Origin of the sequence: Nocardioides alpinus, assembly GCF_900112035.1 — a bacterium.
GTDB lineage: Bacteria > Actinomycetota > Actinomycetes > Propionibacteriales > Nocardioidaceae > Nocardioides > Nocardioides alpinus.
On the sequence record NZ_FOKC01000008.1, the window covers coordinates 16484 to 38837 of the forward strand.

The 22354-nt window shown below is 71.3% G+C and carries 23 protein-coding genes; 8 read left to right on the forward strand and 15 right to left on the reverse strand.

Going from position 1 to position 22354, the window contains the following annotated elements; translation table 11 throughout:
- Positions 1 to 248: 248 nt before the first annotated feature.
- The 9 genes from BM127_RS15445 to BM127_RS15485 all read right to left on the reverse strand — a co-directional run bounded on the left by BM127_RS15445 (position 249) and on the right by BM127_RS15485 (position 9848).
- Positions 249 to 1043: an ABC transporter ATP-binding protein gene (locus BM127_RS15445; protein ID WP_091199916.1), complete on the reverse strand. Its 795-nt coding sequence runs from the start codon at positions 1041 to 1043 to the stop codon at positions 249 to 251.
- On the reverse strand, positions 1043 to 2002 hold the full coding sequence (locus BM127_RS15450) for an ABC transporter permease (protein WP_231263220.1): 960 nt from the start codon (positions 2000 to 2002) through the stop codon (positions 1043 to 1045). Before BM127_RS15450 ends, BM127_RS15445 begins: the two co-directional genes overlap by 1 nt.
- Positions 1999 to 4008, reverse strand: coding sequence for a glycosyltransferase (locus BM127_RS15455; protein ID WP_091199917.1), 2010 nt, complete (start codon positions 4006 to 4008; stop codon positions 1999 to 2001). Before BM127_RS15455 ends, BM127_RS15450 begins: the two co-directional genes overlap by 4 nt.
- Positions 4005 to 5195: a UDP-galactopyranose mutase gene (gene glf / locus BM127_RS15460; RefSeq protein WP_198554231.1), complete on the reverse strand. Its 1191-nt coding sequence runs from the start codon at positions 5193 to 5195 to the stop codon at positions 4005 to 4007. The genes BM127_RS15455 and glf overlap by 4 nt, the downstream gene beginning before the upstream one ends.
- Before the next feature lie 62 nt (positions 5196 to 5257).
- Positions 5258 to 6166 (reverse strand): glycosyltransferase family 2 protein, encoded by a 909-nt coding sequence (locus BM127_RS15465; RefSeq protein ID WP_091199918.1) that lies wholly within the window; start codon positions 6164 to 6166, stop codon positions 5258 to 5260.
- Positions 6163 to 7092, reverse strand: a complete 930-nt coding sequence (locus tag BM127_RS15470; protein WP_231263219.1) for a glycosyltransferase family 2 protein — start codon at positions 7090 to 7092, stop codon at positions 6163 to 6165. The genes BM127_RS15465 and BM127_RS15470 overlap by 4 nt, the downstream gene beginning before the upstream one ends.
- 30 nt (positions 7093 to 7122) lie before the next feature.
- Entirely contained in the window at positions 7123 to 8673 is a 1551-nt protein-coding gene (locus BM127_RS15475) for an LCP family protein (RefSeq protein ID WP_091199919.1), read from the reverse strand.
- A gap of 85 nt (positions 8674 to 8758) precedes the next feature.
- Positions 8759 to 9337, reverse strand: coding sequence for a GNAT family N-acetyltransferase (locus BM127_RS15480; protein WP_091199920.1), 579 nt, complete (start codon positions 9335 to 9337; stop codon positions 8759 to 8761).
- Positions 9338 to 9344: 7 nt separating this feature from the next.
- Positions 9345 to 9848 (reverse strand): acyl-CoA thioesterase, encoded by a 504-nt coding sequence (locus BM127_RS15485; RefSeq protein ID WP_091199921.1) that lies wholly within the window; start codon positions 9846 to 9848, stop codon positions 9345 to 9347.
- 25 nt (positions 9849 to 9873) lie between these two features.
- Here BM127_RS15485 and BM127_RS15490 point away from each other — a divergent pair, with 25 nt between their 5' ends.
- The 6 genes from BM127_RS15490 (at position 9874) to BM127_RS15515 (ending at position 15438) form a co-directional block, all read left to right on the forward strand.
- Positions 9874 to 11091: an LCP family protein gene (locus BM127_RS15490; RefSeq protein WP_091200151.1), complete on the forward strand. Its 1218-nt coding sequence runs from the start codon at positions 9874 to 9876 to the stop codon at positions 11089 to 11091.
- A 164-nt stretch (positions 11092 to 11255) separates the two neighbouring features.
- Entirely contained in the window at positions 11256 to 11924 is a 669-nt protein-coding gene (locus BM127_RS15495; RefSeq protein WP_198554232.1) for a PadR family transcriptional regulator, read from the forward strand.
- The gene (locus BM127_RS15500) at positions 11921 to 12337 is read left to right on the forward strand and encodes a DUF1707 SHOCT-like domain-containing protein (protein ID WP_091199922.1); all 417 of its coding nucleotides are present in this window, start codon (positions 11921 to 11923) and stop codon (positions 12335 to 12337) included. Before BM127_RS15495 ends, BM127_RS15500 begins: the two co-directional genes overlap by 4 nt.
- 56 nt (positions 12338 to 12393) lie before the next feature.
- Entirely contained in the window at positions 12394 to 12945 is a 552-nt protein-coding gene (locus tag BM127_RS15505) for a hypothetical protein (protein WP_139227753.1), read from the forward strand.
- Positions 12946 to 13012: 67 nt separating this feature from the next.
- Entirely contained in the window at positions 13013 to 13774 is a 762-nt protein-coding gene (locus BM127_RS15510; protein ID WP_091199924.1) for a YcnI family copper-binding membrane protein, read from the forward strand.
- A complete protein-coding gene (locus tag BM127_RS15515) occupies positions 13771 to 15438 on the forward strand; it encodes a copper resistance CopC/CopD family protein (protein WP_091199925.1) in 1668 nt (555 codons plus the stop codon). Before BM127_RS15510 ends, BM127_RS15515 begins: the two co-directional genes overlap by 4 nt.
- Here the strand turns inward: BM127_RS15515 and BM127_RS15520 are convergent.
- The 3 genes from BM127_RS15520 to BM127_RS15530 all read right to left on the reverse strand — a co-directional run bounded on the left by BM127_RS15520 (position 15430) and on the right by BM127_RS15530 (position 18560).
- Positions 15430 to 16284: a hypothetical protein gene (locus BM127_RS15520; protein WP_101228791.1), complete on the reverse strand. Its 855-nt coding sequence runs from the start codon at positions 16282 to 16284 to the stop codon at positions 15430 to 15432. The genes BM127_RS15515 and BM127_RS15520 overlap by 9 nt on opposite strands.
- 28 nt (positions 16285 to 16312) lie before the next feature.
- Positions 16313 to 17485 carry an acyl-CoA dehydrogenase family protein gene (locus BM127_RS15525; RefSeq protein ID WP_175507421.1) on the reverse strand — a complete coding sequence of 391 codons (1173 nt, stop codon included), beginning with the start codon at positions 17483 to 17485 and terminating at the stop codon, positions 16313 to 16315.
- A gap of 151 nt (positions 17486 to 17636) precedes the next feature.
- Positions 17637 to 18560: a DUF6801 domain-containing protein gene (locus BM127_RS15530; RefSeq protein ID WP_091199928.1), complete on the reverse strand. Its 924-nt coding sequence runs from the start codon at positions 18558 to 18560 to the stop codon at positions 17637 to 17639.
- A 154-nt stretch (positions 18561 to 18714) separates the two neighbouring features.
- On the opposite strand from BM127_RS15530, the gene BM127_RS15535 reads away from it, so the two are divergent.
- Complete coding sequence (locus tag BM127_RS15535; RefSeq protein ID WP_091199929.1) at positions 18715 to 19131, forward strand: CoA-binding protein; 417 nt, start codon at positions 18715 to 18717, stop codon at positions 19129 to 19131.
- Between the two features lie 6 nt (positions 19132 to 19137).
- Here BM127_RS15535 and lhgO read toward each other — a convergent pair whose 3' ends face one another.
- Positions 19138 to 20340 (reverse strand): L-2-hydroxyglutarate oxidase, encoded by a 1203-nt coding sequence (gene lhgO, locus BM127_RS15540; RefSeq protein WP_091199930.1) that lies wholly within the window; start codon positions 20338 to 20340, stop codon positions 19138 to 19140.
- A gap of 51 nt (positions 20341 to 20391) precedes the next feature.
- Between lhgO and arfB the strand changes: the two genes are divergently transcribed.
- On the forward strand, positions 20392 to 20820 hold the full coding sequence (gene arfB / locus BM127_RS15545) for an alternative ribosome rescue aminoacyl-tRNA hydrolase ArfB (RefSeq protein ID WP_091199931.1): 429 nt from the start codon (positions 20392 to 20394) through the stop codon (positions 20818 to 20820).
- A 23-nt stretch (positions 20821 to 20843) separates the two neighbouring features.
- Here arfB and BM127_RS15550 read toward each other — a convergent pair whose 3' ends face one another.
- Together BM127_RS15550 and purE are read right to left on the reverse strand one after the other, a co-directional pair.
- A complete protein-coding gene (locus BM127_RS15550) occupies positions 20844 to 21827 on the reverse strand; it encodes a Gfo/Idh/MocA family protein (protein ID WP_091199932.1) in 984 nt (327 codons plus the stop codon).
- Positions 21827 to 22351, reverse strand: a complete 525-nt coding sequence (purE, locus tag BM127_RS15555; protein ID WP_091200155.1) for a 5-(carboxyamino)imidazole ribonucleotide mutase — start codon at positions 22349 to 22351, stop codon at positions 21827 to 21829. Before purE ends, BM127_RS15550 begins: the two co-directional genes overlap by 1 nt.
- Positions 22352 to 22354 lie beyond the last annotated feature (3 nt).

Consider the following 22354-nt stretch of genomic DNA (forward strand, 5'->3'; position numbering starts at 1 on the left):
ACACCAGTCCCACCAGTCACGGAAGGGTTTCTGAGTAACTACAACGCTGTAATTCCCAGCCGACACGCCGTTACATGCGTGTAATTCTGCAGGAATGACGACTTTTCACGTGAAGGCGCGCCAAAAATCCCCCCGACACGAGGGGTTTCGACGCGCCTGCCGCGCCTTCGTTCCTCAGTCGCGGGGCTCGCTCAACCTGGCCGCGCCCACGTCGACCGCTCGTTCCTCGCGGTCGACTGCGCGTCTCATCAGATGTCGTTGGCGAGCGCGTCGTCGCGCTCGTCCTCGGAGCTCTCCTCGCCGTCCGGCTCCTCGTCGTCGCCGTCGTAGTGGAGGTACTTGATCGCCTCGTCGACGTCACCGTCGAAGCCGACCTTGCCCTTGTCGAGCACGATCGCCCGGTCGCACATCTTCTTGACCGAGCCGGCCGAGTGGCTGACGTAGAACATCGTGATCCCGGACTCGCGGATCTCCTTCATGCGCTTGAGGCACTTGCGCTTGAAGGGCCGGTCCCCCACCGCCAGGACCTCGTCGGCGATGAAGATGTCGCAGTCGACGTGGACGGCCACGGAGAAGCCCAGGCGGGCGAACATGCCCGAGGAGTAGTTGCCCACGGGGGTGTCGAGGAAGCGCCCGACGTCGGCGAAGGAGGCGATGTCGTCGAACTTGGAGTCGGTCTCGTCCTTGGTCATCCCGAGCATCGCGGCGTTCATGTAGATGTTCTCGCGCCCGCTCAGCTCGTTGTGGAAGCCGGCGCCCGTCGCGATCAGGCCCGAGATGCGCCCGCGGGTCAGCACCTGCCCCTCGTCGGGCACCATCACGCCGCTGACCAGCTTGAGCAGGGTGGACTTGCCGGACCCGTTGAGGCCCATGAGCCCGATCGACTGCCCCTGCGGGACCTCGAACGAGACAGCATCGAGGGCCTTGAACGTCTGGTTGGAGCGGTCGCCGCGGAGCCGGTTCTGGAGCACCTTCTTCAAGGTGGGGTGGGACTGGTAGCGGAACGTCTTGGAGACGTTCTCGACCACGATGGAGGTGGTCATCAGAGTCGCTCCGGGATGGTCTTCTCGAGGCGGGAGAACACGAACTGCCCCATCGCCAGGAGGACCAGGCCGATGCCCAGCATGATGAATCCACGGGAGTAGAGGTCGTCCACGAAGTTCGGCAGCGTCGCCCCCGTCACCGGGTCGACGGCGCACGGACCGTCGCAGGTGGGGTACCAGAAGCCGCGCTGGATGAGCATCACGGCCTCGGCGACCGGGTTCGCGACGTAGAGGTCGTGGTACTTGATCGGGATCCGGTCGCCGTCGGCGATCAGGTGGTAGGGGTACATCATCGGCACGGTGAACGGCACGATGTTGATGAAGGTCTGCACGATCCGCTGGAAGTCGCGGAAGATCACGTTGATGCAGGAGAACATCAGGCCGGCCGCTGTGCCGTAGACCATGATCAGCAGGAAGCCGAGCAGCGCCGCGCCCATGCCGACCACGTCCGGCACCCACAGCGGGCCGTCGCCCCACCAACCGGTCAGCACGCACGCGATCACCAGGATGATCAGCTGCGGGACCGCGTGCCAGAGCGAGACCAGCATCGAGGCGACCGGGAACAGCTCCCGTGGCATCGCCATCTTGCCGATGACGCCCTTGTTGGACAGCAGCGAGCGGGTGCCGGCCGTGACCGACTCCGTGAAGTAGGTGACCAGCACCATGCCCGCGAACAGGTGGATGGCGAAGTTCTGCAACCCCATGCCGCGACCCAGCAGGACGCCGAAGACGAAGTAGAAGGTGAGGAACCGCGTGAAGGGGTTGATGTAGGACCACGCCAGCCCGAACGCCGTACCGGCGTAGCGCGCCTTGATCTCGCGGCGGACCATGAGCCGCAGCAGGTAGCGGCGACGGAACACCTCGAGCACGCCCGACGTGCGCGACGGGGGCGCCAGGGGGACCTGCGCCAGGTCGTGGCGGACCTCGACCGGGACCGCGTCAGTGACCGGCTGGCTCACGCATCCTCACCCTCGGTCCACGGCGCGAAAGTCTTCTCCCACGTCTCCGGCGAGGTGATCTCACCGAGCGCGTCGCGGTACTGCTGGGCGAGCTGCGGCCACTCGCGGTGGAAACGTCGGTGGATCGCGATCGTCCGCTTCAGCAGGTCGCGGTAGAGCTCGGGGTCACGCTGGTAGAGGGCGACCGACGAGCCGTCGTTCATCGACACCACGGCGGAGTCGTACTTGACGAGGTTGTACCAGGCGGAGTCCATGGCCGGGAGCTCCGCCTCGGGGAACTCGCGGGACATCTCGCGCACCGGGCGCAGCTGGCGCAGCGGCGCCAGCCCGGCCGCGACCATCGTGCTCAGGCGCCCCGGGATCTCGATGTCGGACTTGCCCTTCTTGGGGGGCTTCTTGCGTCGTACGGGCGGCAGGTCGTCACGGTCGGCGACCAGCTGGGCGTCGGAGAACTGCTTGCGGAACGCGTTGATCTCCGCCAGCTTGGTGCCGAGCTCGCCGTGGAGTGCGTGCGGCCCCCGCAGGATGTCCTCCAGCGCGAGGTGCCGCAGCTCGGCCGTCGAGTACTGCAGCGACGCGAGGTGCTTGACCTGGTGGTTGAGGCTCTCGCGCACCATCCGGCCACCGCGCTCGTAGGGCGAGTGGAGCAGCGCGGCGATGAAGCGGTTGCGCTGGTGGAAGTAGGACTGCCAGTCGACGCCGTCGTTCTTGTCGGTCCACGGGACGTGCCACACCGCCGCGCCGGGGAAGGACACTGTCGGGTAGCCCGCGGCCTTGGCGCGCAGGCCGAACTCCGAGTCGTCCCACTTGATGAAGACCGGCAGCGAGAGACCGACCTCCTCGAGCACGACCCGCGGGATGACGCACATGAACCAGCCGTTGAAGTCGACGTCGGCACGCTTGTGCAGCCAGCGCGAGGAGCGCAGGTTGCGGGCCCCGAGGTCCCACTGGCTGTAGCCGTCGAGACGGGTCTGCCACCAGAAGCGCCAGGGCTGGACGATCTCGCCGAAGGAGTGCAGCTGCGAGCGGCTGTAGAGGTTGAACATGTGGCCACCGACGATGGTGGGCCGCTTGGCGAGGTCGCCGAAGGTGACCGCACGGATCACGCCCTCCGGCTCGCAGACCACGTCGTCGTCCATCATCATGGCGTACGTCGCGGTGCCCTTGCGCACGCTCTCGAGCTGGCCGCGGGCATAGCCGCCGGAGCCGCCGAGGTTGCCCTGGACGAGCACCCGCAGCTTGTCGCCGAGGCCGGCCTTGGCGGGTGCGAAGTACTCGCTGTCGGTGACCTTGTCCTTGCCCTGGTCCATCACGAAGACGGTGTCGAGGTAGGGCTGGAGCTCCTCGGTGGAACCGAGCTGACCGAGCAGCTGGGCGCTCATGTCGGGCAGCATCGTGGTGATGCAGACGTCGACGGTGCCGTGCTCGGCGCGGTCGGCGGGGACCTGGGCGGTCCACTCGGCACCCTCGACGGTGCAGCCGTGGTCGCCGGCGACGACGTCGTACCAGTACCAGCCACCGTCGACGAACGGCTTGAGCGGCAGGCTGAACGTGAAGGTCCCCGCGTCGCCCTCGACCGTGGCGGACTCGACGCGCTGCGAGTGACCGCGCGCCATCGACTTGTAGACCGTGACCGACGAGCCCGCGCCGGTGACGTGGACCGTCAGCTCGACCTCGGTGACGATCGTGTGGCGGCGCCAGTAGGACGCCGGGAAGGCATTGAAGTAGGTGCCGAACGACAGCAGCTGGGACGGCTCGAGCCGCAGCGCGGTGCGCGAGCGGATCTGGTCGGGGTGGAGCTTGCGCCCGGTCGAGGTCGACTGCCGGATCGCGGCGTTGTTGAGGTCCTTGGCCGCCTTGTCGCCACCGACGTCGAAGCGGTCGGTGTCGAGCTTGACGTCCTCGAGGTCGACGTAGAGCGGGAAGACGTCGGTGTCCCGGTCGATCGGGAGGATCTGCCGCTGGAGCAGCCGGGTGACGGTCTCGGTGCTGGTCTCGGTGCTCATGCGTCGATACCTCCGCTGGTCAGCTCCGCGCCCTCGGTGAAGTGCGGCTTGAGCTTGTTGTCGTACATCGACAGTGCGGCCCCGATGGCCATGTGCATGTCGAGGTACTTGTAGGTGCCGAGGCGCCCGCCGAAGAGCACCATCGGCTCGGCCTTGGCGAGCTCGCGGTACTTGAGCAGCTTGGCGCGGTCGTCGGCGGTGTTGACCGGGTAGTAGGGCTCGTCGCCCTCCTCCGCGAACCGGCTGTACTCGTGCACCACGATCGACTTGCCGGGCAGGTAGGTGCGCTCGGGGTGGAGGTGCTTGAACTCCAGCACCCGGGTCCACGGGACGTCCTGGTCGTTGGCGTTGACCACGCCGGTGCCCTGGTAGTCGTCGACGTCGACGGTCTCCTGCTCGAGGTCCACCGTGCGCCAGGACAGGCGGCCCTCGGAGTTGTCGAAGTAGTCGTCGACCGGCCCGGTGTAGACGACCGGGACCTTGCCCTTGAACTGCTCCTTGACGTCACGCCAGTCGGTGTCCACGCGGACCTCGATGCGGGGGTGGTCGGCCATCCGGGTCAGCCACGCGGTGTAGCCGTCGACCGGCAGGCCCTCGTAGGTGTCGTTGAAGTAGCGGTTGTCAAAGGTGTAGCGGACCGGGAGGCGCGTGATGATGTCGGCGCTCAGCTCGGTGGGGTCGGTCTGCCACTGCTTGGCGGTGTAGCCCTTGACGAACGCCTCGTAGAGCGGGCGCCCGATGAGGCTGATCGCCTTCTCCTCGAGGTTGGTGGCGTCCTCGGTGGCGATCTCGCTGGACTGCTCGGCGATCAGCGCGCGCGCCTCGTCGGGTGTGTGCGCCTTGCCGAAGAACTGGTTGATCAGCCCGAGGTTCATCGGGAACGAGTAGACCTGGCCCTGGTACTTCGCGAACACCCGGTGCTGGTAGCCGGTGAACGAGGTGAACCGGTTGACGTACTCCCAGACCCGCTTGTTGGACGTGTGGAACAGGTGCGTGCCGTACTTGTGCACCTCGATCCCGGTCTCCTCGTCGATCTCGCTGTAGGCGTTGCCACCGAGGTGGTGACGGCGATCGATCACGAGGACCTGGAGGCCGAGCTCCTCGGCGCAGCGCTCGGCGATGGTGAGGCCGAAGAGACCGGAGCCGACGACGACGAGGTCGGGAAGCTGTGCTGAACCCTGGGACAAGGGAGGAACTCCTGTGGTGGGACGGCGCCCGTGGATCAGGGGCCGTGGGAGGCGCGTGAAGTCTAGCGAGGGGGAAGGGCAGTCTCCGTCAGGCGGCGCATCCCCCGCGCCGAGGCCATGGCACGGATCACGTTGCCGGCCTCGGCGCGTCCGCCGCGGACCGGGCTCAGCAGGACGACCGCCAGGGTGATCAGCCACGGCTTGAGCCGGACCAGGGCGTTCTCCCCGTGGCGCAGGTGCACCACGAAGAGGTTGCGGTACATGTAGAAGCCCTTCCAGCCCGACAGGTCGTGCTGCTGGTTGAAGTCGAGCTGCCGCACGAGCACGGCGTCGCGGACCGCCCAGATCCGCCGGCCGGCGCGGCGGGCGCGGACGGCGTACTCGGCGTCGTCGTAGAAGATGAAGAAGGCCGGGTCGGGGAAGCCGATCTCGGCGATGACGTCGCGGCGCACCATGAAGCCCTCGAAGGCGACGTTCTGCACCTCGACCAGCGCGGGCATCGAGGCGCGGTCGGCGTAGACCGTGTCGACCGCGGCGCGCTTGGGGCGTACGGCGAGGGGGTTGCGGAGGTCGAAGTCGATGGCCGCCTTCTCCACGAGCGTCCCGGCGAGGTCCTCGCGCACCGCGATCAGGCAGTCCTCGTCGACCGCCATCAGCGCCGCCAGGCAGTCGGGGGCCGGCACCACGTCGTCGTCCATCAGCCAGACGCGGTCGAAGCCGGCGTCGTACGCCGTCCGCACGCCGAGGTGGAAGCCGCCGGCGCCACCGAGGTTGTCGTCCGAGAAGGTCACCCGGAGGGGCAGGTCGGTGCGGGCCTCGAGCACCGCGCGGGTGTGGTCGGTGCTGGCGTTGTCGATGACGATGACTGCGTCGGGCGCGTGGGTCTGCGCAGCCAGTCCGTCGAGCATGCCGACGAGCAGGTCGGCACGGTTGAAGGTCACCACGACGACCGCCACGGTCTCGGCGCTCACGACAGGAACCTCCGGTGGCCCTCGAAGTCACCGGCGATGCCGGCCCGCATCGCGCTCACGCTGAGCCGCAGCCGCGACAGGCTGGGTCGGGTGAAGGCGTAGAACCAGGCGGTCTTCACGACGAACGCGGCGGCGTGGAGCGGGCCGCGGTAGTCGCGGAGGTTCACCAGGTTGTTGCGGGCCATGCAGTAGTGCTTGAGGTCGCTCGGCGAGTCGTTGTAGGTCGTGCGGCCGAACATCATCGGGGTGCCGAGGTTGCCGACGCTGGGGTGGCGCACGGTCGCGGTGACGACGGTGGCGACGCGTGCGCCGGCCTCCTCGGCCCGCAGCCGGTACTCGTGGTCGTCGCCCCAGATGAAGAACTCCTCGCGGGGCAGGCCGATCCGGTCGACCAGCTCCTTGGTGACGAGGACGCCGTTGAAGGGGATCACGATGCCGTCGATGCGGTCGTCGCGCGCGGCCCGGCGTACGTCGTCGACCTGGTGCACGACGCGGGTGCCACCGGGGAGCCGGATCGGGAACACCAGGCGCGACGGGTCGGCCTCGTCGACGACGAGCGGTCCCCAGAAGTCGAGGTTGTCGGTCTCGGCGAGCAGCTGCTCGAGGCAGTCGGGGTCGGGCAGGCCGTCATCGTCCATCAGCCACACCAGGTCGGCCTCGCGGTCGAGGGCCCACGCCAGCCCGTCGTGGAAGCCGCCGGCGCCACCCCGGTTGGTCGTGAGCGAGCGTGAACCGAGCGGGATCTCGCCGGTGTGGCGGTGGGTGGCGAGCCACTCCCCCGTGCCGTCGGAGGACGCGTTGTCGACGACGAGCACCTCCGCCAGCCCGTCGATCTCGCCGAGCCTCGTCACGAGGGTGTCGAGCAGCCCGAGGCGGTTGAAGGTGACCACGACCGCGACGATGCGAGGCAGGGGTCCGGTGGTCACGGCCTCCACCCTAGGGGCCGAGCCGGGGCCTCAACACACCGCGCCGAGGTCCTCCGACTGGTTGGCCGCATATCCCTCGGAGAGCGAGCCGATCGAGCCGCCGGTGACAGACGGGGGGTTCGTCGGGGTGGCCGGGGCGGGGGTCGGGGTGGGGGTGGCCGGGGCGACGGGAGCCGACTCCGACTCCGACTCCGACGCCGGCTCCGAGGCGGGGGCCTCGGCCTCGGGAGCGGCCTCGGCCGTCTCCGCCTCGGGCGCGCGCCCCTCGGCGCGCGCGATCGCGTCGGCCACCTTCTGCTGGACCAGCGCGATGTCGGGGTTGGCCGTGTTGATCATCGGCGGGACCAGCGAGAGCGTGGCGATCTTCTGGCTGCGGGCCTTGAGCGCGAGCTCCACGAAGCGGTCGACCTCGCCGCGCGGGACGTTGGTGGAGACCATGGCCGAGCTCGCGCCGGCGATGTCCTCGAAGTTGCGCAGCGCCACCTGGGGGCTGACCTGCTGGAGCATCGCGCCCATGACGCACTTCTGTCGCGCCATGCGTGAGTAGTCGTCGGAGCCCTCGCGCGCACGGGCGAACCAGAGGGTGTCGTGGCCGTTGAGCGTCCGCTTGCCCGGCTCGATGTAGTGGAACGTCTTCTCGTGGGGCAGTCCCACCGGGATCGGCTGGCGCACGTTGAGCTCGACGCCGCCGACCGCGTCCACGAGGTCCTTGAAGCCCTCGAGGTTGACCATCGCCCAGTAGTTCATCGTCAGGCCGGTGATGCCCTCGACGCCCTGGATGGTGGCGTCCACCCCGGGGCTCTCCGAGCCCTTGAAGAGGTCGGCGTGGTCGAGCGCCCAGGTGGACAGCCCGTTGAGGTACATCCCCTCGACGTCGAAGCCGTCGGGGAACTGCTTGTCCATCACCGAGCCGTCGGCGAACGGGAAGTTCTGCATGTTGCGCGGCAGCGAGATGAGGACCGCCTTGCCGGTCTCGGCGTCGATGCTGGCGACGGTCATCGAGTCCGGGCGCAGGCCCCAGCGGCCGGCACCGGAGTCGCCGCCCATCAGCAGGACGTTGTAGCGACCGTGCGAGGCACCGACGGCTGCGCCGTCGCCGAACATCGAGATCATGAACTGGCGCTGCACGCCGACGACGTGGGCTCCGAAGAGGAGGGCGCCCGCGACGCTGAAGCAGAGGAAGCCGTTCACCCCGACGATGGCGAGCCGGTGCTGGCGCTGGAGCGTCAGCGGCTGACCGATGCGCCAGGCGTCGATGAACAGGTAGGCCCAGCCGACGGCAAGGACCATCAGGCCGAGTCGCAGCACCTGGAGGAACGTCGTGTCGGTGCCGGCCCAGAAGGCGACCCCGTGCCAGACGTACGACGACACGAGGGCGACGGCGCCCAGCACGAGCAGGCCGAGCCAGGTCCGCAGCGCGATCCGGCCGACCCGGCGGTTGCCGGCGACGAGCTGCGCCGAGCCGGGAAGCACGAGGGTCATCAGCATCAGCGTCACCGCGCGACGGAACCGGACGCGCTGTGCGCGGTCGAGCGTGGTGAACCGCGTCTGCGGCGACCCGGGGGGCGGGACGGGCGGCATCGGGGGCCTTTCTTGCTGGGGGAAGTCAGCCCGACCAGTATCACCAGTCACACCCGTCCCACCGGGGTGCGACTCGCCGCAGTCCTCAGACTGTCGGACGCGGGGTGAAGCGCACGTCCAGTGCCGCGCGGATCGCGTCGTCGGGCTCGCGGTCGAGGTAGACCAGGCGCACGGCGTCCGGGTCGTCGTTGCCGGCATCCGGCCCGCTCCAGACGAGGGACAGGCCGACCTTCTCCGCCGTACGCCGCGAGGCGACGTTGATCTCGAGCAGGTAGGCCAGCACCGGTCGGTCGGGGGCCACGTCGCGGGCGGCCTCGAGCGCCGCGCCGGCCGCCTCGGCGGCGTAGCCGCGACCGCGGACGGAGGAGTCGAAGCGGTAGTAGAGGTTCCACCACGGTTCCTCCCCCGCGACGGTGCACCCGGCCATCCCGACGACGGGGCCGGCCGCCGAGTCCCGCACGCTCCAGTAGCCGAGCCCGCGCGCCCAGTCGACCTCGCTCTGGGAGAGCGTCTGCCGGGTGCGGTCGAGGTCGAGGTGACGGCCCTGCGGGAAGTGCGCCCAGCTGTCCGGGTCGGCGTGGATGCGGTGGAGGTCCGCCAGGTCGTCCTGGACCGGTCGGTCCAGCCGGAGCCGGTCGGTCCGGACGTGTCGCCAGTCCCTCACGCCTGGGTCACCCTTCCCGGCCCTCGTCGATCTCGGTCTTGCGGGCCAGCCGGTGCGCGCGGCGGATCTCGGCCTCGCGCTGGCGGCGTACGTCGGCCGGCGTCTCGGTCTCCAGCGGCGGCACCTGCCGCGACCGGCCCTCCTCGTCGATCGCCACGAAGACGAAGTAGGCGCTGGCCACGTGCAGCGGCGCGTCGGCTGCGTTGCCCCACGGCTGGGCCTCGACCCGCACGCCGATCTCCATCGACGACGTCCCGGCCCAGTTGACCTGGGCGTAGGTCTTGATGATGTCGCCGACGTGGACGGGCTCGAGGAAGGTCATCTCGTCCATCGCCGCCGTCACGGCCGGCCCTCCGCTGTGCCGGTAGGCGACGGCGCCGGCGGTCGAGTCGGCGAGCTTCATGATGTCGCCACCATGGACGTTGCCGAGCAGGTTGGCCTCGGTGCCCGAGGCGATGATCCCCAGGCTCACCCGGCTGTACGACGTGGGGCGGGGAACTGCTTGGCTCATGTCCGGCACGGTAGCGTCCGGTCGCATGGCTGATCGTCCGCAGGGCTCCGGTGTGCCCGAGAAGGGAACGCCCGAGTACGACTGGCTCTACGGAGGGAAGTCGCAGTCGCCCCCGGGCGACGCCACCCAGCAGGTCCCGACCCAGGGAGCAGCCCCCCAGGGCCAGCGCCCGGACGAGACCCGGGTGATGCCCGTGGCCCGGCGTGAGGCACGCGGGTCCGGTGGACAGCCGCCGGGCGGCACGCGTACGGCCTCGGCGGCCCCGCCGCCGCGCCCGGCCCCGAAGAAGCGCCGCTGGCGCCCACGGTTCCGCCTCGGGCTGATCCCCCTGCTGCTCCTGCTGGTGCTGGTCTACCTGGCCGGCGTCCCGCTCTACCACTGGACGCAGATCGACAAGGTCGACGCCGAGCCGAGCGGCGACCGGCCCGGTGACCAGCCGGGCACCAACTACCTCATCGTGGGCTCCGACAAGGCCGACGACCTCACCGACGAGCAGCGCGAGGTGCTCCAGACCGGCGAGCGCGGCGGCACCAACACCGACACGATCATCGTGCTGCACACCGGTTCCGGCGGGCGCACGATGATGTCGATCCCGCGCGACACGCTGGCCGAGGTGCCCGGCGAGGGCACCCAGATGATCAACGCCGCCTTCCAGATCGGCGGACCGCCGCTCCTGGTCGCCAGCGTCGAGGGCCTGACCGGCATCCACATCGACCACTACGTCGAGCTCGGCTTCGGCAGCGTCATCAACACCGTCGACGCGTTCGGCGGCGTGGAGATCTGCCCCAAGCAGGACATGGTGGACCCCCGGGCCCGCCTGGACATCAAGAAGGGCTGCCAGCAGGTCGACGGCCTCACCGCGCTGGGCTACTCCCGCTCGCGCTACGTCACCGCGCTGAGCGACCTCGACCGGGTCGCCCGCCAGCGTGAGGTGATCAGCGCCCTCGGCGACGAGGCGCTCTCGCCGTGGACCTTCATCAACCCGGTCCGCTACTGGCGGATCAATGCCGCCGCCGCGGACTCGATCCGCGTCGACGAGGGGATGAACCCGTTCGACATGGGCAGGTTCGCGCTCGCGATGACCGGCGACAGCCAGACCTGCACGATGCCCAACCTGCCGGCGCCGAGCGACCCCAACCGGATCATCGCCGACCCCGACCGGGCGCCCGCGCTCTTCAACGCGATCATCGAGGACTCGACGGTGCCGAAGCGTGCCTGCACCCCGACCGGCCGCGCCCGCTAGCGGTCAGCCCGTGCCACCCCGGGGCGGTGGGTGAGGAGGGTTCCGCCGACTCGGCACCCTCCTCGCGCACCGCCCTTGTGCGCGCCCCGACCTCGGCGTACGCTCGCGATATATCGTGATAGGTCTTCGATACATCACGACCCACCGACTCGAGGGAGCACACCATGGGACACCACTGGCCCGGCGCCGACTGGCCCGCCAACAACAACAACGAGCCCGAGCGCCGCAGCCCCTGGACCTCGGGCTCCGGTGGCGGGCGCCGCGCCGGTGGTCCCCCGCCGTGGCTCAGCGAGATCTTCGGCATGGCCGCCGGCACGCAGACGCCGCCGCAGCGCGGTCCCAAGGTCCGCCGTGGTGACGTCCGCACCGCCATCATCGACGTCCTGCACCGGGCCCGCACCGCTGAGGAGCCGATCAACGGCTACCAGGTGATCCAGGAGATCTCCGAGCTCAGCAACGGCGAGTGGCGCCCCTCCCCCGGCTCGGTCTACCCGACCATCCAGCAGCTGCAGGACGAGGGCCTCGTCGAGTCCGACGACGAGCGCGGCCGACGCACCATCCGGCTCACCGACACCGGTGTGACGTGGGCCGAGGCCAACACGGCCGAGCTGGCCTCGGTCTGGGCGCCGTTCGCCCGCACCGAGGAGCCCGCGGGCGACCAGCCCTCCGGCCAGGCCGACATCAAGAGCGAGATCGGTCAGGTCGTCAGCGCTGTCTGGCAGCTCGGCACCCAGGGCTCCGAGGCGCAGCGCCGCGCCGCGCTCGACGTCCTCGTCGACACCCGGCGCCGCCTCTACGGCATCCTCGCGGACGGACGGGACGGCGAGCGATGAGCACCCCCGATCCGCGCATGCGGATCGCCGACAGCGATCGTGAGCGGGCGATGGCCGACCTGGCCGGGCACTACGCCGACGGCCGCCTCGACCACGAGGAGTACGACGAGCGGCTCGACGCGATCTGGACCGCCCGGACCCGCGCGGACCTGGCGCTGCTGTTCAGCGACCTGCCCCGACCGCAGGTGAGCCAGCCGCCGGTGAAGGCACGCGTGCCGCAGGGCGGGCAGCGCAGGCGACTGCCGCTGCTCCCGGTGCTGGCACTGCTCATCGCCCTCAGCGTGATCGCCGAGGCGCCGCTGTGGCTGCTGATCTTCCCGCTGATGTTCCTCCGGAGCCGGCGCGGGGCCAGCTCTGCGCCTGCGGCCGGGCACCACGACTACCGGCGTACCCCCCGCTCGCAGGGCTGGTAGGTCCACCCGAGCGAGGCCCGACCCCGGCCCGGTGCACGATCTGGGACCATGTGTCCGTGACCGTCGAGGCCGGAGTGGTGCAGGCGCGCGCGCCCCACGCCCCGGCGCGCGCCCTCGCGGCGACGGTCGTGGTCGTCACCGGCGCCCTCGCCGCGCACACCTGGGCCGGCGGGACGGTGCCGACCGGGCCCGGACTCGCGCTCGTGGCAACGGTCGTGATGGCCGGCGGGCTGCTGCTCTTCACCCGTGAGGTCCCCCTCTGGGCGCTCCTCCCGGTCGTCGGCGCGGCGCAGCTCGGCCTGCACGAGTCCTTCGGCCTGGTCGCCGAGCACACGCTCCACCCGGGCCACGCCGCAGTCGCGTCGCCCGACCAGGGCTGGACCTGGCAGATGGTCGCCGCCCACGTCTTCGTCACACTGCTCACCGCGGTCCTCTGGTGGGCCGGGCGTCGCGCTGCGGCGTACGCCGTCTGGTTGCGCGTCCACCCGCAGCTCGTCGTGGTCGCCGAGCTGCGCCGTCGACGCGCCGATGTGCTGGTCCGCGTCTCGCTCGTGCACCTGCTGGTCGCGCCGAGGCGCGGGCCACCGCTGGCGGTCCGTCCCACCTGAGCCCGGTCCGGGTCCGGGTGGGCACAGCCGACCCCAGACCTGCACGACCACTCTCAGGAGAACCCGTATGTCCCACCGCACCCTCGCGCGCCTCTGCGTGCTCCCCGCCGCCACCGCGGCCATCGCCCTGTCCCTCGTCGCACCGGCCAGCGCCCACGTCGGCGCCACCGTGTCCGACGCCTCGGCGGGTGCCTACACGATCGCGACCTTCAGCGTCCCGCACGGCTGCGAGGCGTCGCCCACCACGAAGATCGAGATCCAGATCCCCGAGTCGGTGCTCTCGGTGACACCGACCCGCAACCCCTACTACGACCTCGAGGCCACCATCGAGCAGCTCGACGAGCCGCTCACCGACGGCCACGGCAACGAGGTGACCGAGCGCACCTCCTCGATCGTCTACACCGCCGACACCCCGCTCCCCGACGGCCAGCGGGACACCTTCGAGCTGTCCTTCCAGGTGCCGGACGCCGCAGGCGAGACGCTCGCCTTCCCGACGATCCAGACCTGCGAGAAGGGCTCGACCGACTGGACCCAGGTCGCGGCCGAGGGACAGGACGCGGACGAGCTGGAGTCCCCCGCGCCGTCGTTCGAGATCCTCCCCGCGAGCGGCGAGGGCGGCCACGGCGACGAGGCCGAGGAGTCCGCCGAGCAGACGAGCGAGGAGTCGACCGACGCCGGGTCCGGCAGCGCCCCCGCGACCGAGGACGCGGCCGCCGCCCCTGCTGAGGACGACAGCTCCGCAGCCCTCGGCTGGGTCGGCCTCGGCGCCGGTCTGCTCGGCCTCCTCGCGGGTGGCATCGCCCTGGCCCGGACGCGCTCCACCCCGTGACGTCACGGGCGCGACCGGCGCAGTGGCACCGGGCCCTCCCCCGTGGGTGGGCCCTGGTCGCCGCTGCGCTGGTCGCGCTCGCGCTCGTGCTCGGCAACGGTGCGGCGGCCTCGGCCCACGCCGAGCTCGTCGAGACCGACCCGGCCGAGGGATCCGTCGTCGAGACCGCACCGGAGACCGTCACGCTGACCTTCAGCGAGGCCGTACGCCTCACCTCGCAGGAGATCGCGGTCTACGACGCGCAGGGCGAGCCCGTCGCGTCGACCGCGGGCGCGAGCGGCGAGGAGGTCACCGTCGACCTCACCGGGGCCGCGGACCTGCCCGACGGGACCTACGTCGTGTCCTGGAACGTCCTCTCCGGCGACGGCCACCCGATCGCAGGAGCCCTGACCTTCTCGGTGGGCGCGCCGAGCGCGACGGTGGCCGCGCCCCCCGAGCCCGACACGTCGTCGGCGGTCGTGACCGTGCTGCGCGACGTGGTCACCGTCGCCACCCTCCTCGGGTTGCTGCTGGCTGCCGGCCTCGCCTTCTTCACCGCCTTCGTCCTCCCGCGGTCCTGGACCGGCGCGGAGGTGCGCGGCCGGCTCCGCCGGCTGACGACGTACGCCGCAGGGGCGGGCGCGCTCGGCGCGGTCCTGCAGGTCCCGCTGGCGTCGGTCTACGGCCAGGGTCTCGAGCTGGGCAGCGTCCTGACGTCCTTCGACCCCGGCGCGGTCGTCAACGAGGTGCTGGCTGCCGCGTGCGTCGTCGTGGGCCTGGGGGTCGTCCTCCGGGCGGGGTCGCGATGGCTCGTCGGCGCCGGCGCGCTCGTCGCGCTCGCCGGCCCGTCGTTGGTCGGCCACTCCCGGGCCTTCACCCCGTCAGCACTCCTGGTCGCCGCCGACGTCCTGCACGTCACCGCGGGCGCGGTCTGGCTCGGGGGGCTCGTCGGGCTCGTGCTGACGATCCGGGCCCTGGCCGGTCGCGAGGCGCTGGCCGCCGAGACCCTCGCGCGCTTCTCCACCCTTGCCGGCGGCGTGCTGCTCGCCGTCGCGGCGACGGGCACCTTCCTGGCCTGGCGCATCGTCGGCTCGTGGACGGGCCTGGTCGAGACGTCGTACGGCCGGCTGCTCCTCGTCAAGGTCGCGATCGCACTCGTCGTGGCCGGCATCGGCGGCTGGAACCGCTGGAGGGTCCTGCCGTCGGTGCACGCGGCGGTGGGCTTCGGCGACCGCGAGCGAGCGGCTGCTGCAGTCACCCGGACCGTGCGGGTCGAGGCCGTGCTGCTGGTGGCGCTCCTCGGCGTCACCGGCTTCCTCGTCAACCAGTCCCCGCGCCCGGCGCCGGTCACGCCCGCCTCAGGCACGACGGGCGTCGGGGCCGCGACCGCCGGCGACCTGCGCGTCCTCGCGGTGATGGACCCGCGGCGTACGGGCTCCAACGCGATCCTCGTGCAGGTGCAGGACGCGGCCGGCGAGCCCTACGACCCACCCACCCACCCGGTGGTCTCCGTCAGCACGGACGGCCTCGACATCGGCGAGGTCACCATGACGCCGACCGGCGCGGGCACCTACCGCGGCGAGGTCGTGGTGCCGCGCCCCGGCGAGTGGGACGTGCAGGTGAGCATCCGGCTGAGCCGCTTCGAGAACCCGGTGACGACGGTCAGGCTGACCGTCTCACGCTGAGTCGGGAGCGGGTGCGACGGTGAGCTCGACCGGCACCGTGTGCAGGAAGCCGTCGACGCGCACCTGGACGAAGAGCCGGTAGTCTCCGGGCTCCGCGATGTCTGCGTGGAACGTCAGCTCGGAGCCGTCCTCGGTGACGTCGGGCGCGTCGAGCGGGTGCAGGTGGACCATGGCGCCGGTCTCCGTGTGGAAGCCGGTGACGTGGCTGTAGGAGCCGAGGTAGGTGCCGAGCTCGACCGGGTTGCCCGCGGCGTCGCGCACCACGAGCCGCAGCAGGCCGTTGGGGCCTGCGGTCGGCGCCTGCGAGACCGTCACGTCCACGACGTGGTCCTCGGCGAGCAGGTCGCCCGGGTCACCGGGGGGCAGCGCGAGCGGGCGACCGAGCACCACGTGGTCACCGTTGCCGCCGTCGTCGACGGCGACGAACTCGGTGACGACGCGGTAGCCACCGGCGTCGGGTACGTCGAAGGGTGCGGTCCACGTGCCGTCGTCCGCGCGCGTGGGGTGCAGGTGACGGAAGACGGTGAGGTCGTCGTTGACGACGTAGAGGTGCAGCTCCTTGGTGAGCTCCTCGACGTAGTCGGTGACCGGGTCGCCGTCGAAGTCGTCGATGCGGAACCGCACCTCCCCGATGCCGTCGGGCTTCTCCCGCACCTGCAGCCCGTCCAGCGAGTAGCCCACCTCGGAGACCTGCGTCCCGTCGCCGACGGCCATCGAGACCATCCCGCCCCCGGCGTGGGAGTGGCCGGCTGCGACCTGGGTCTCGGCATCGGCGGAGCAGCCCGCGAGCACGACGAGCGCCGCGACCGACAGCGCGGGGCTGGCGCGGCGCAGGCACATGGTCACCGGGCCAGCGTACGAGGTCGCCCCCGGCTCAGAGCTGCGACTGCACCCCGTTGAGGAGCTGGCGGGCCATCACGATCCGCTGGACCTGGTTGGTGCCCTCGTAGATCTGAGTGATCTTGGCGTCGCGCATCATCCGCTCGACCGGGTAGTCGCGGGTGAAGCCGTAGCCGCCGAGCACCTGCACCGCGTTGACGGTCACCTCCATCGCGACGTCGGAGGCGAAGCACTTCGCGGCCGCACCGAAGAAGGTGAGGTCGTCGTCGCCGCGCTCGGACCGGCCGGCAGCGGCGTACGTCATCTGGCGGGCGGCCTCGACCTTCATGCCCATGTCGGCGAGCATGAACTGCATGCCCTGGAAGTCGGAGATCGACTTCCCGAACTGCTGGCGCTCCTTGGCGTAGTCCAGCGCGTAGTCCAGCGCCCCCTGCGCGACACCGACCGCCTGCGCGGCGATGGTGACGCGGGTGTGGTCGAGGGTCTGCATGGCGGTGACGAAGCCGGTGCCCTCCTCGCCGATCATCCGGCTGGCCGGGATCCGGACCTTGTCGAAGTAGACCTCGCGCGTCGGCGAGCCCTTGATGCCGAGCTTCTTCTCCGGCGCACCGAAGGAGACGCCCTCGTCGGACTTCTCCACCACGAAGGCCGAGATGCCGCCGCGGGTCTTCTTCTCCGTGTCGGTCACGGCCATGACCGTGTAGAACTCCGACTCGCCGGCGTTGGTGATCCAGCGCTTCACCCCGTCGATGACCCACTCGTCACCGTCGCGGACCGCGCGGGTCTTCATGCCACCGGCATCGGAGCCGGCGTCGGGCTCGGAGAGGCAGTAGGAGAAGCCGCCCTCGCCCCTCGCCAGCTTGGTCAGGTAGGTCGCCTTGAGCTCCTCCGAGCCCGCGATCATCACCGGCAGCGAGCCGAGCTTGTTGACCGCCGGGATCAGGCTCGAGCTGACGCACGCCCGGGCGACCTCCTCGATGACCAGGACGGTGGCGAGCGCGTCGGCCCCGGCACCGCCGTACGCCTCCGGCACGTGCGGGGCGTGGAAGTCCGACGCGAGCAGCGCGGCGGCCGCCTCGTGCGGGTAGCGCGCCTCCTCGTCCACCACGGCCGCGAACGGCGCGATCTTCGCGTCGGCGACGGCGCGGACGGCCTCGCGAATGGCCTGGTGCTCCTCGGAGAGGGCGTACATCGGGAAGTCGCTCATGGCCGGAATTGTAGGACGTCCATGCTTTGCGGAGGAGGGGTCTGCAGTGTGGCGAGGACCACCCCGCCACCGGGGTGCGGCGAGGGTGCCGTACGACGAACGCCCGGCCGGTGCCGAGGCACCGACCGGGCGTCCAGGCCGCGGGTCCGGGTCAGCGGACCTTGATCACGACCTTCTTGTCCTTGGACTTCTCGGTGAAGTCGTCACCGAGGTAGAGCACCTTGACCTTGGTCTTGCCGGCCGGGAGGGCCTTCTTGAGCTCGACCTTGACCTTGCCCTTGGCGTTGAGCACGCCCTTGCCGAGCGTCTTCTTGCCGAGCATCACCTTGACCTTGCCGGTCGGGACCTCGTTGGCGGCCTCGACGACGACCTTGAGCTTGGTCTTCTTGCCCAGCGGGGTGACCTTCTTGGTCGGCGTCGCCACGGTGGTCGACTCGTTCTCGGCCAGGACGATCGAGCCCAGGCTCGTCGGCGAGCCCGCCTTGAGGGCGCACGGCACGTCGGCCAGCATCGTCACGTCGCCCTGCTTGGTGGCGGTGAACTTGAACGCCGAGGGGACCACGATGTCGTAGGTGCCGGCACCGGGCAGGTTGACCGGCACGGTGGAGGCCGGCACGGCACCCGCGGTGGTGACCGGGTTCGGCGTGTTGAGCGTCAGCGGGGTGTTGGCCGTCGTGGGCACCGCGGTCTGCGGGAACCGGGCGTTCTGCAGCGGCAGGGCGGCGGCGTCGGAGGACGACAGCTCGTCCAGGGACGCCACCATGTCGTTGGAGAAGCCACCGATGGTGGTCGCACCGAACAGGCCCTTGGCGGCGTCGACGACGTCGCCGGGGAGCGTCACGCTGAGCAGCACCGGGATGGCCGGGGCGTCGAGGCCGGCGTTGGCGGCCGCGGGCAGCGTGGCGGTGATCGACACCGGGATGTCCCGGGCGCCGAGGCTCGGGAAGGTGCAGGTGTAGGTGGTGGCCGCGGTGGCCGCCTGGGCTGCCGGCGCCGCCAGGGCGACGAGCGCACCGGCGCTCAGCGCGCCGGCAGCAGCGAGGGCGCCGAGGCGCCGGGATGCAGTGTGGGGCATGGGGTGGTTTCCCTCCGTGGAAAAGTGTGACGGTGGTCATCCCATCACATGTGACCCCTCCTGCACATCCGCCACACCCGTCCGACTACCAACGGGTAACCGTCGCTGCGGCGCATGCCCCGGCACCGGTGGCGCCGAGCGTTATCGTGACCGGGTGAGCGCGGACTGGCAGGACCCCCGGACCATCGAGAAGATGCTCGACGACGCCGAGACGTGGGCCGTCGTCGGGCTCTCCGACAATCCCGCTCGCACGGCGTACTCGATCGCCACGCTGCTGCAGGAGAGCGGCAAGCGGATCGTTCCCATCCACCCCGACGCCCCTACCGTCCTCGGCGAGCAGGGGTACGCCACGCTCGCCGAGGTGCCCTTCCCCATCGACGTGGTCGACGTGTTCCGCCGCTCCGACGCGGCCGGCGAGTTCGCCGACCAGGCCGTCGCCATCGGTGCGGGTGGGGTCTGGTTCCAGCTCGGCGTCGTCGACGAGGCGGCCTTCGAGCGCACCACGGCCGCGGGCGTGCCGATGGTCATGGACACCTGCCCGGCCATCGAGTGGCGCCGACGCGGTCGCTGACCCGCGTCAGCCCTCCCACACCAGCGCGACGACGTGCGCGGCGATGGCGAGGCTGGAGGTCGCGGCGGGCGACGGCGCGTTGCGGATGCAGGTGATCTGGCCGGAGCTGGTGATCCGGAAGTCGTCGACCAGGCTCCCGTCGCGCTCCACGGCCTGGGCGCGTACGCCGCTGCCGGCGCGGACCACGTCGTCGGCACCGATGTCCGGGACGTAGCGCTGCGCCTTCGCCATGTAGGCGCGCTTCGACAGCGACCCCCGCACCTCGCTCGCACCCGTACGCCAGTGGGCGTGGGCCAGGTGCCAGAAGCCCGGCCAGCCGAGGGTGTCGCGCAGGTCGGCGGCCGAGACGTCGCGGCGCCGGTAGCCCTCGCGCCGGGTCGCCAGGACCGCGTTGGGTCCGACCTCGAGCCCACCGGTGACGCGGCGGGTGAAGTGGACGCCGAGGAACGGGTAGCGCGGGTCGGGCACCGGGTAGACCATGCCGCGGACCAGGTCCTGCTTGGCGGCGGAGACCGCCATGTACTCCCCGCGGAACGGCAGGATCCGCGGTCCGACCTGGCCGTCCACCTGCGCGGAGACGCGGTCGGCGTGCAGGCCGGCGGCGACGACCAGTCGGTCCACCACCACGGGTGCGTCCTCGCCGTCGACCCGCACGTGGACCTGGCCGGCCCGCCGCTCGATCGCGCCGACCGTTGCGCCGAGCCGCACCTGTCCGCCGGCGGCGGTCACCTCGGCCGCCATCGCCTCGGCGACCGCGACGTAGTCCGTGATGGCCGTGGCCGGGGAGTGCAGCGCCGCCAGGCCGGCGGCGTACGGCTCCACGTCACGGATCTGCTCGGGGGCCAGCCGTCGCAGCCCCGGGACGCCGTTGGCCGTGGCCGTCTCCTCGAGCCGGTCCAGGCGGTCGAGCTCGTCGCGGTCGACGGCGACGACGAGCTTGCCGCACTCGTCGTAGGCGATCGCGTGCTCGGCACAGAAGTCGCGGAGCAGGTGGCGACCGCGGGTGCACAGCTCGGCCTTGAGCGTGCCGGGACGGTAGTAGATGCCGGCGTGCACGACCCCGGAGTTGTGGCCGGTCTGGTGGGCCGCGAGGCGGTCCTCCTTCTCCAGGACGATCACGCGGGTCCCGGGTCGCCGGCGCACCAGCTCGCGCGCGATCGCGACGCCGACGATGCCACCGCCGACCACTCCCACCGTCTCGTCCGCCATGGGCATGACGCTGGTGGGTCACCGTGCCCTGCGTCAAGCCACAATGGCGGTATGCGCGACCTCCTCGTCCCCTCCGGCCCCGGGCTGCCCGACGGCCTGGTCGTGCCCGCGGCCGAGCTGGTGGAGCGGTTCTCGAAGTCGCCCGGACCCGGCGGCCAGTCGGTGAACACGACCGACTCGCGCGTGGAGCTGGAGTACGACGTTCGCTCGTCCGCAGCGCTCACCGAGACCCAGCGGAACCGGGCGCTGCGCCGCTGGCCCGAGGGACGGGTGTCGATCGCCGCGTCCGAGCACCGCTCCCAGCACCGCAACCGGGTCGCGGCACGTGAGCGGCTGGCCGACCTGCTGCGCGAGGCGCTCGCCCCGCCTCCGCCTCCCCGACGTCCGACGCGACCCAGCCGGGGCTCGAAGGAACGCCGCCTCAAGGCGAAGAAGGAGCGGGGCCGGACCAAGTCGCTGCGGGGGCGGGTGACCGACTGACCGGGGCGGAGCCGCTCCGGGACCTAGGACAGGTCGACGGTGCCCTCGACGGGGGTGATGCCGAGCTGCTCGAGGGCCTCCTGCATCACCCACTGCACGCCGAGGGTGTCGTCGAGCGGCACCAGCGGGCTCTCGGTGCGGCCTTCGGCCAGGCACTCGCCGACGTGGATGATCTCGTGGGAGTACCCGCGGCCGAGCGCCGGCGCGTCGATCTCCTGCGCCGGGTCCCCCTCGCGTCGCAGCACGAGGCGTGTCGGGTGGTGGAACTCCGGGCCGAGCTCGATCGAGCCCCGCGTGCCGATGATCGTCGCCCGCACGCCGGTCGCCGCCTGCAGTGAGGTCGAGAGGGCTGCCCCGCGCCCGTCGTCGTACGACAGGAGCAGCGAGGCGGTGGCGTCGGTGCCGTTGGGGAAGAGCGTGCCCGATGTCGTGACCCGGTCGGGCGTGCCGAGGAAGTGCTGGGCGAAGGAGATGGGGTAGACCCCGAGGTCGAGGACGGCGCCGCCGCCCAGCTCCGGGGCGAAGAGCCGGTGGGTGGGGTCGTAGCGCCGGTGGGCGCCGAGGTCGGCGTGCACCGAGGTGACCTCGCCGATCTCGCCGGCGGCCACCAGCTCGCGCGCCGTGGCCACCGCGGGCTGGAGGCGGGTCCACATCGCCTCCATGCAGAAGACGCCGGCCTCCCGTGCCGCCGCCACGACCTCGCGAGCGCCGTCGAGGGTCGCGGTGAAGGCCTTCTCGACCAGGACCGGGGTGCCGTGCGCGATCGCGGCCAGGGCGAGGTCGCGGTGCTGGGGGTGCGGGGTGGCGATGTAGAGCACGTCGAGGTCCGCGGCGACCACGTCGGCGTAGGTCATGCCGACCACGCCGCGCGGGGACGCGAAGGCCTCGGCCCGCTCGAGGGTGCGGCTGCCGATCGCGACGAGCTCGGCGTCGGGGACGACGGCGAAGTCGTCGAGGAACGCCTCGGCCATCCCGCCGGTGCCGGCGACACCCCATCGCGTCGTCATCAGAACCCCAGCCGGCGCTCGGCGCCCGCGGCGGCCCGGCGTACGACGTCACCCTTGGCGTGGGCGGTCTCGGCGAGCCCGGCCTGGAAGTCGACGAGGCGCTGCTGGAGATCGGGGTCGCTGGTGCCGAGGATCCGCGCGGCGAGGATGCCGGCGTTCTTGGCGTTGCCGATGGCGACGGTCGCGACGGGGATCCCGCCGGGCATCTGCACGATGGAGAGCAGGGAGTCCATGCCGTCGAGGTACTTCAGCGGCACCGGGACGCCGATGACCGGCAGCGGACTGACCGCGGCCAGCATGCCGGGCAGGTGGGCCGCTCCCCCGGCGCCGGCGATGATCACCGACAGCCCGCGCGTGTGGGCCTGCTGGCCCCACGCGATCATCTCGGTCGGCATCCGGTGCGCGGAGACCACGTCGGCCTCCCACGCGACGCCGAGCTCGGTGAGGACCTCGCCGGCGGCCTGCATCACCGGCCAGTCGGAGTCGGAACCCATCACGATGCCGACCTTCGCCTGCTCACTCATGTC

What these genes read in the sequence shown, in the direction of transcription:
- BM127_RS15445 (WP_091199916.1), bottom strand. Translation starts at nt 1,043, where the DNA reads ATGACCACCTCCATCGTGGTCGAGAACGTCTCCAAGACGTTCCGCTAC.
- BM127_RS15455 (WP_091199917.1), bottom strand. Translation starts at nt 4,008, where the DNA reads ATGAGCACCGAGACCAGCACCGAGACCGTCACCCGGCTGCTCCAGCGG.
- BM127_RS15475 (WP_091199919.1), bottom strand. Translation starts at nt 8,673, where the DNA reads ATGCCGCCCGTCCCGCCCCCCGGGTCGCCGCAGACGCGGTTCACCACG.
- BM127_RS15485 (WP_091199921.1), bottom strand. Translation starts at nt 9,848, where the DNA reads ATGAGCCAAGCAGTTCCCCGCCCCACGTCGTACAGCCGGGTGAGCCTG.
- BM127_RS15490 (WP_091200151.1), top strand. Translation starts at nt 9,874, where the DNA reads ATGGCTGATCGTCCGCAGGGCTCCGGTGTGCCCGAGAAGGGAACGCCC.
- BM127_RS15495 (WP_198554232.1), top strand. Translation starts at nt 11,256, where the DNA reads ATGGGACACCACTGGCCCGGCGCCGACTGGCCCGCCAACAACAACAAC.
- BM127_RS15500 (WP_091199922.1), top strand. Translation starts at nt 11,921, where the DNA reads ATGAGCACCCCCGATCCGCGCATGCGGATCGCCGACAGCGATCGTGAG.
- BM127_RS15510 (WP_091199924.1), top strand. Translation starts at nt 13,013, where the DNA reads ATGTCCCACCGCACCCTCGCGCGCCTCTGCGTGCTCCCCGCCGCCACC.
- BM127_RS15525 (WP_175507421.1), bottom strand. Translation starts at nt 17,485, where the DNA reads ATGAGCGACTTCCCGATGTACGCCCTCTCCGAGGAGCACCAGGCCATT.
- BM127_RS15530 (WP_091199928.1), bottom strand. Translation starts at nt 18,560, where the DNA reads ATGCCCCACACTGCATCCCGGCGCCTCGGCGCCCTCGCTGCTGCCGGC.
- lhgO (WP_091199930.1), bottom strand. Translation starts at nt 20,340, where the DNA reads ATGGCGGACGAGACGGTGGGAGTGGTCGGCGGTGGCATCGTCGGCGTC.
- arfB (WP_091199931.1), top strand. Translation starts at nt 20,392, where the DNA reads ATGCGCGACCTCCTCGTCCCCTCCGGCCCCGGGCTGCCCGACGGCCTG.
- BM127_RS15550 (WP_091199932.1), bottom strand. Translation starts at nt 21,827, where the DNA reads ATGACGACGCGATGGGGTGTCGCCGGCACCGGCGGGATGGCCGAGGCG.
- purE (WP_091200155.1), bottom strand. Translation starts at nt 22,351, where the DNA reads ATGAGTGAGCAGGCGAAGGTCGGCATCGTGATGGGTTCCGACTCCGAC.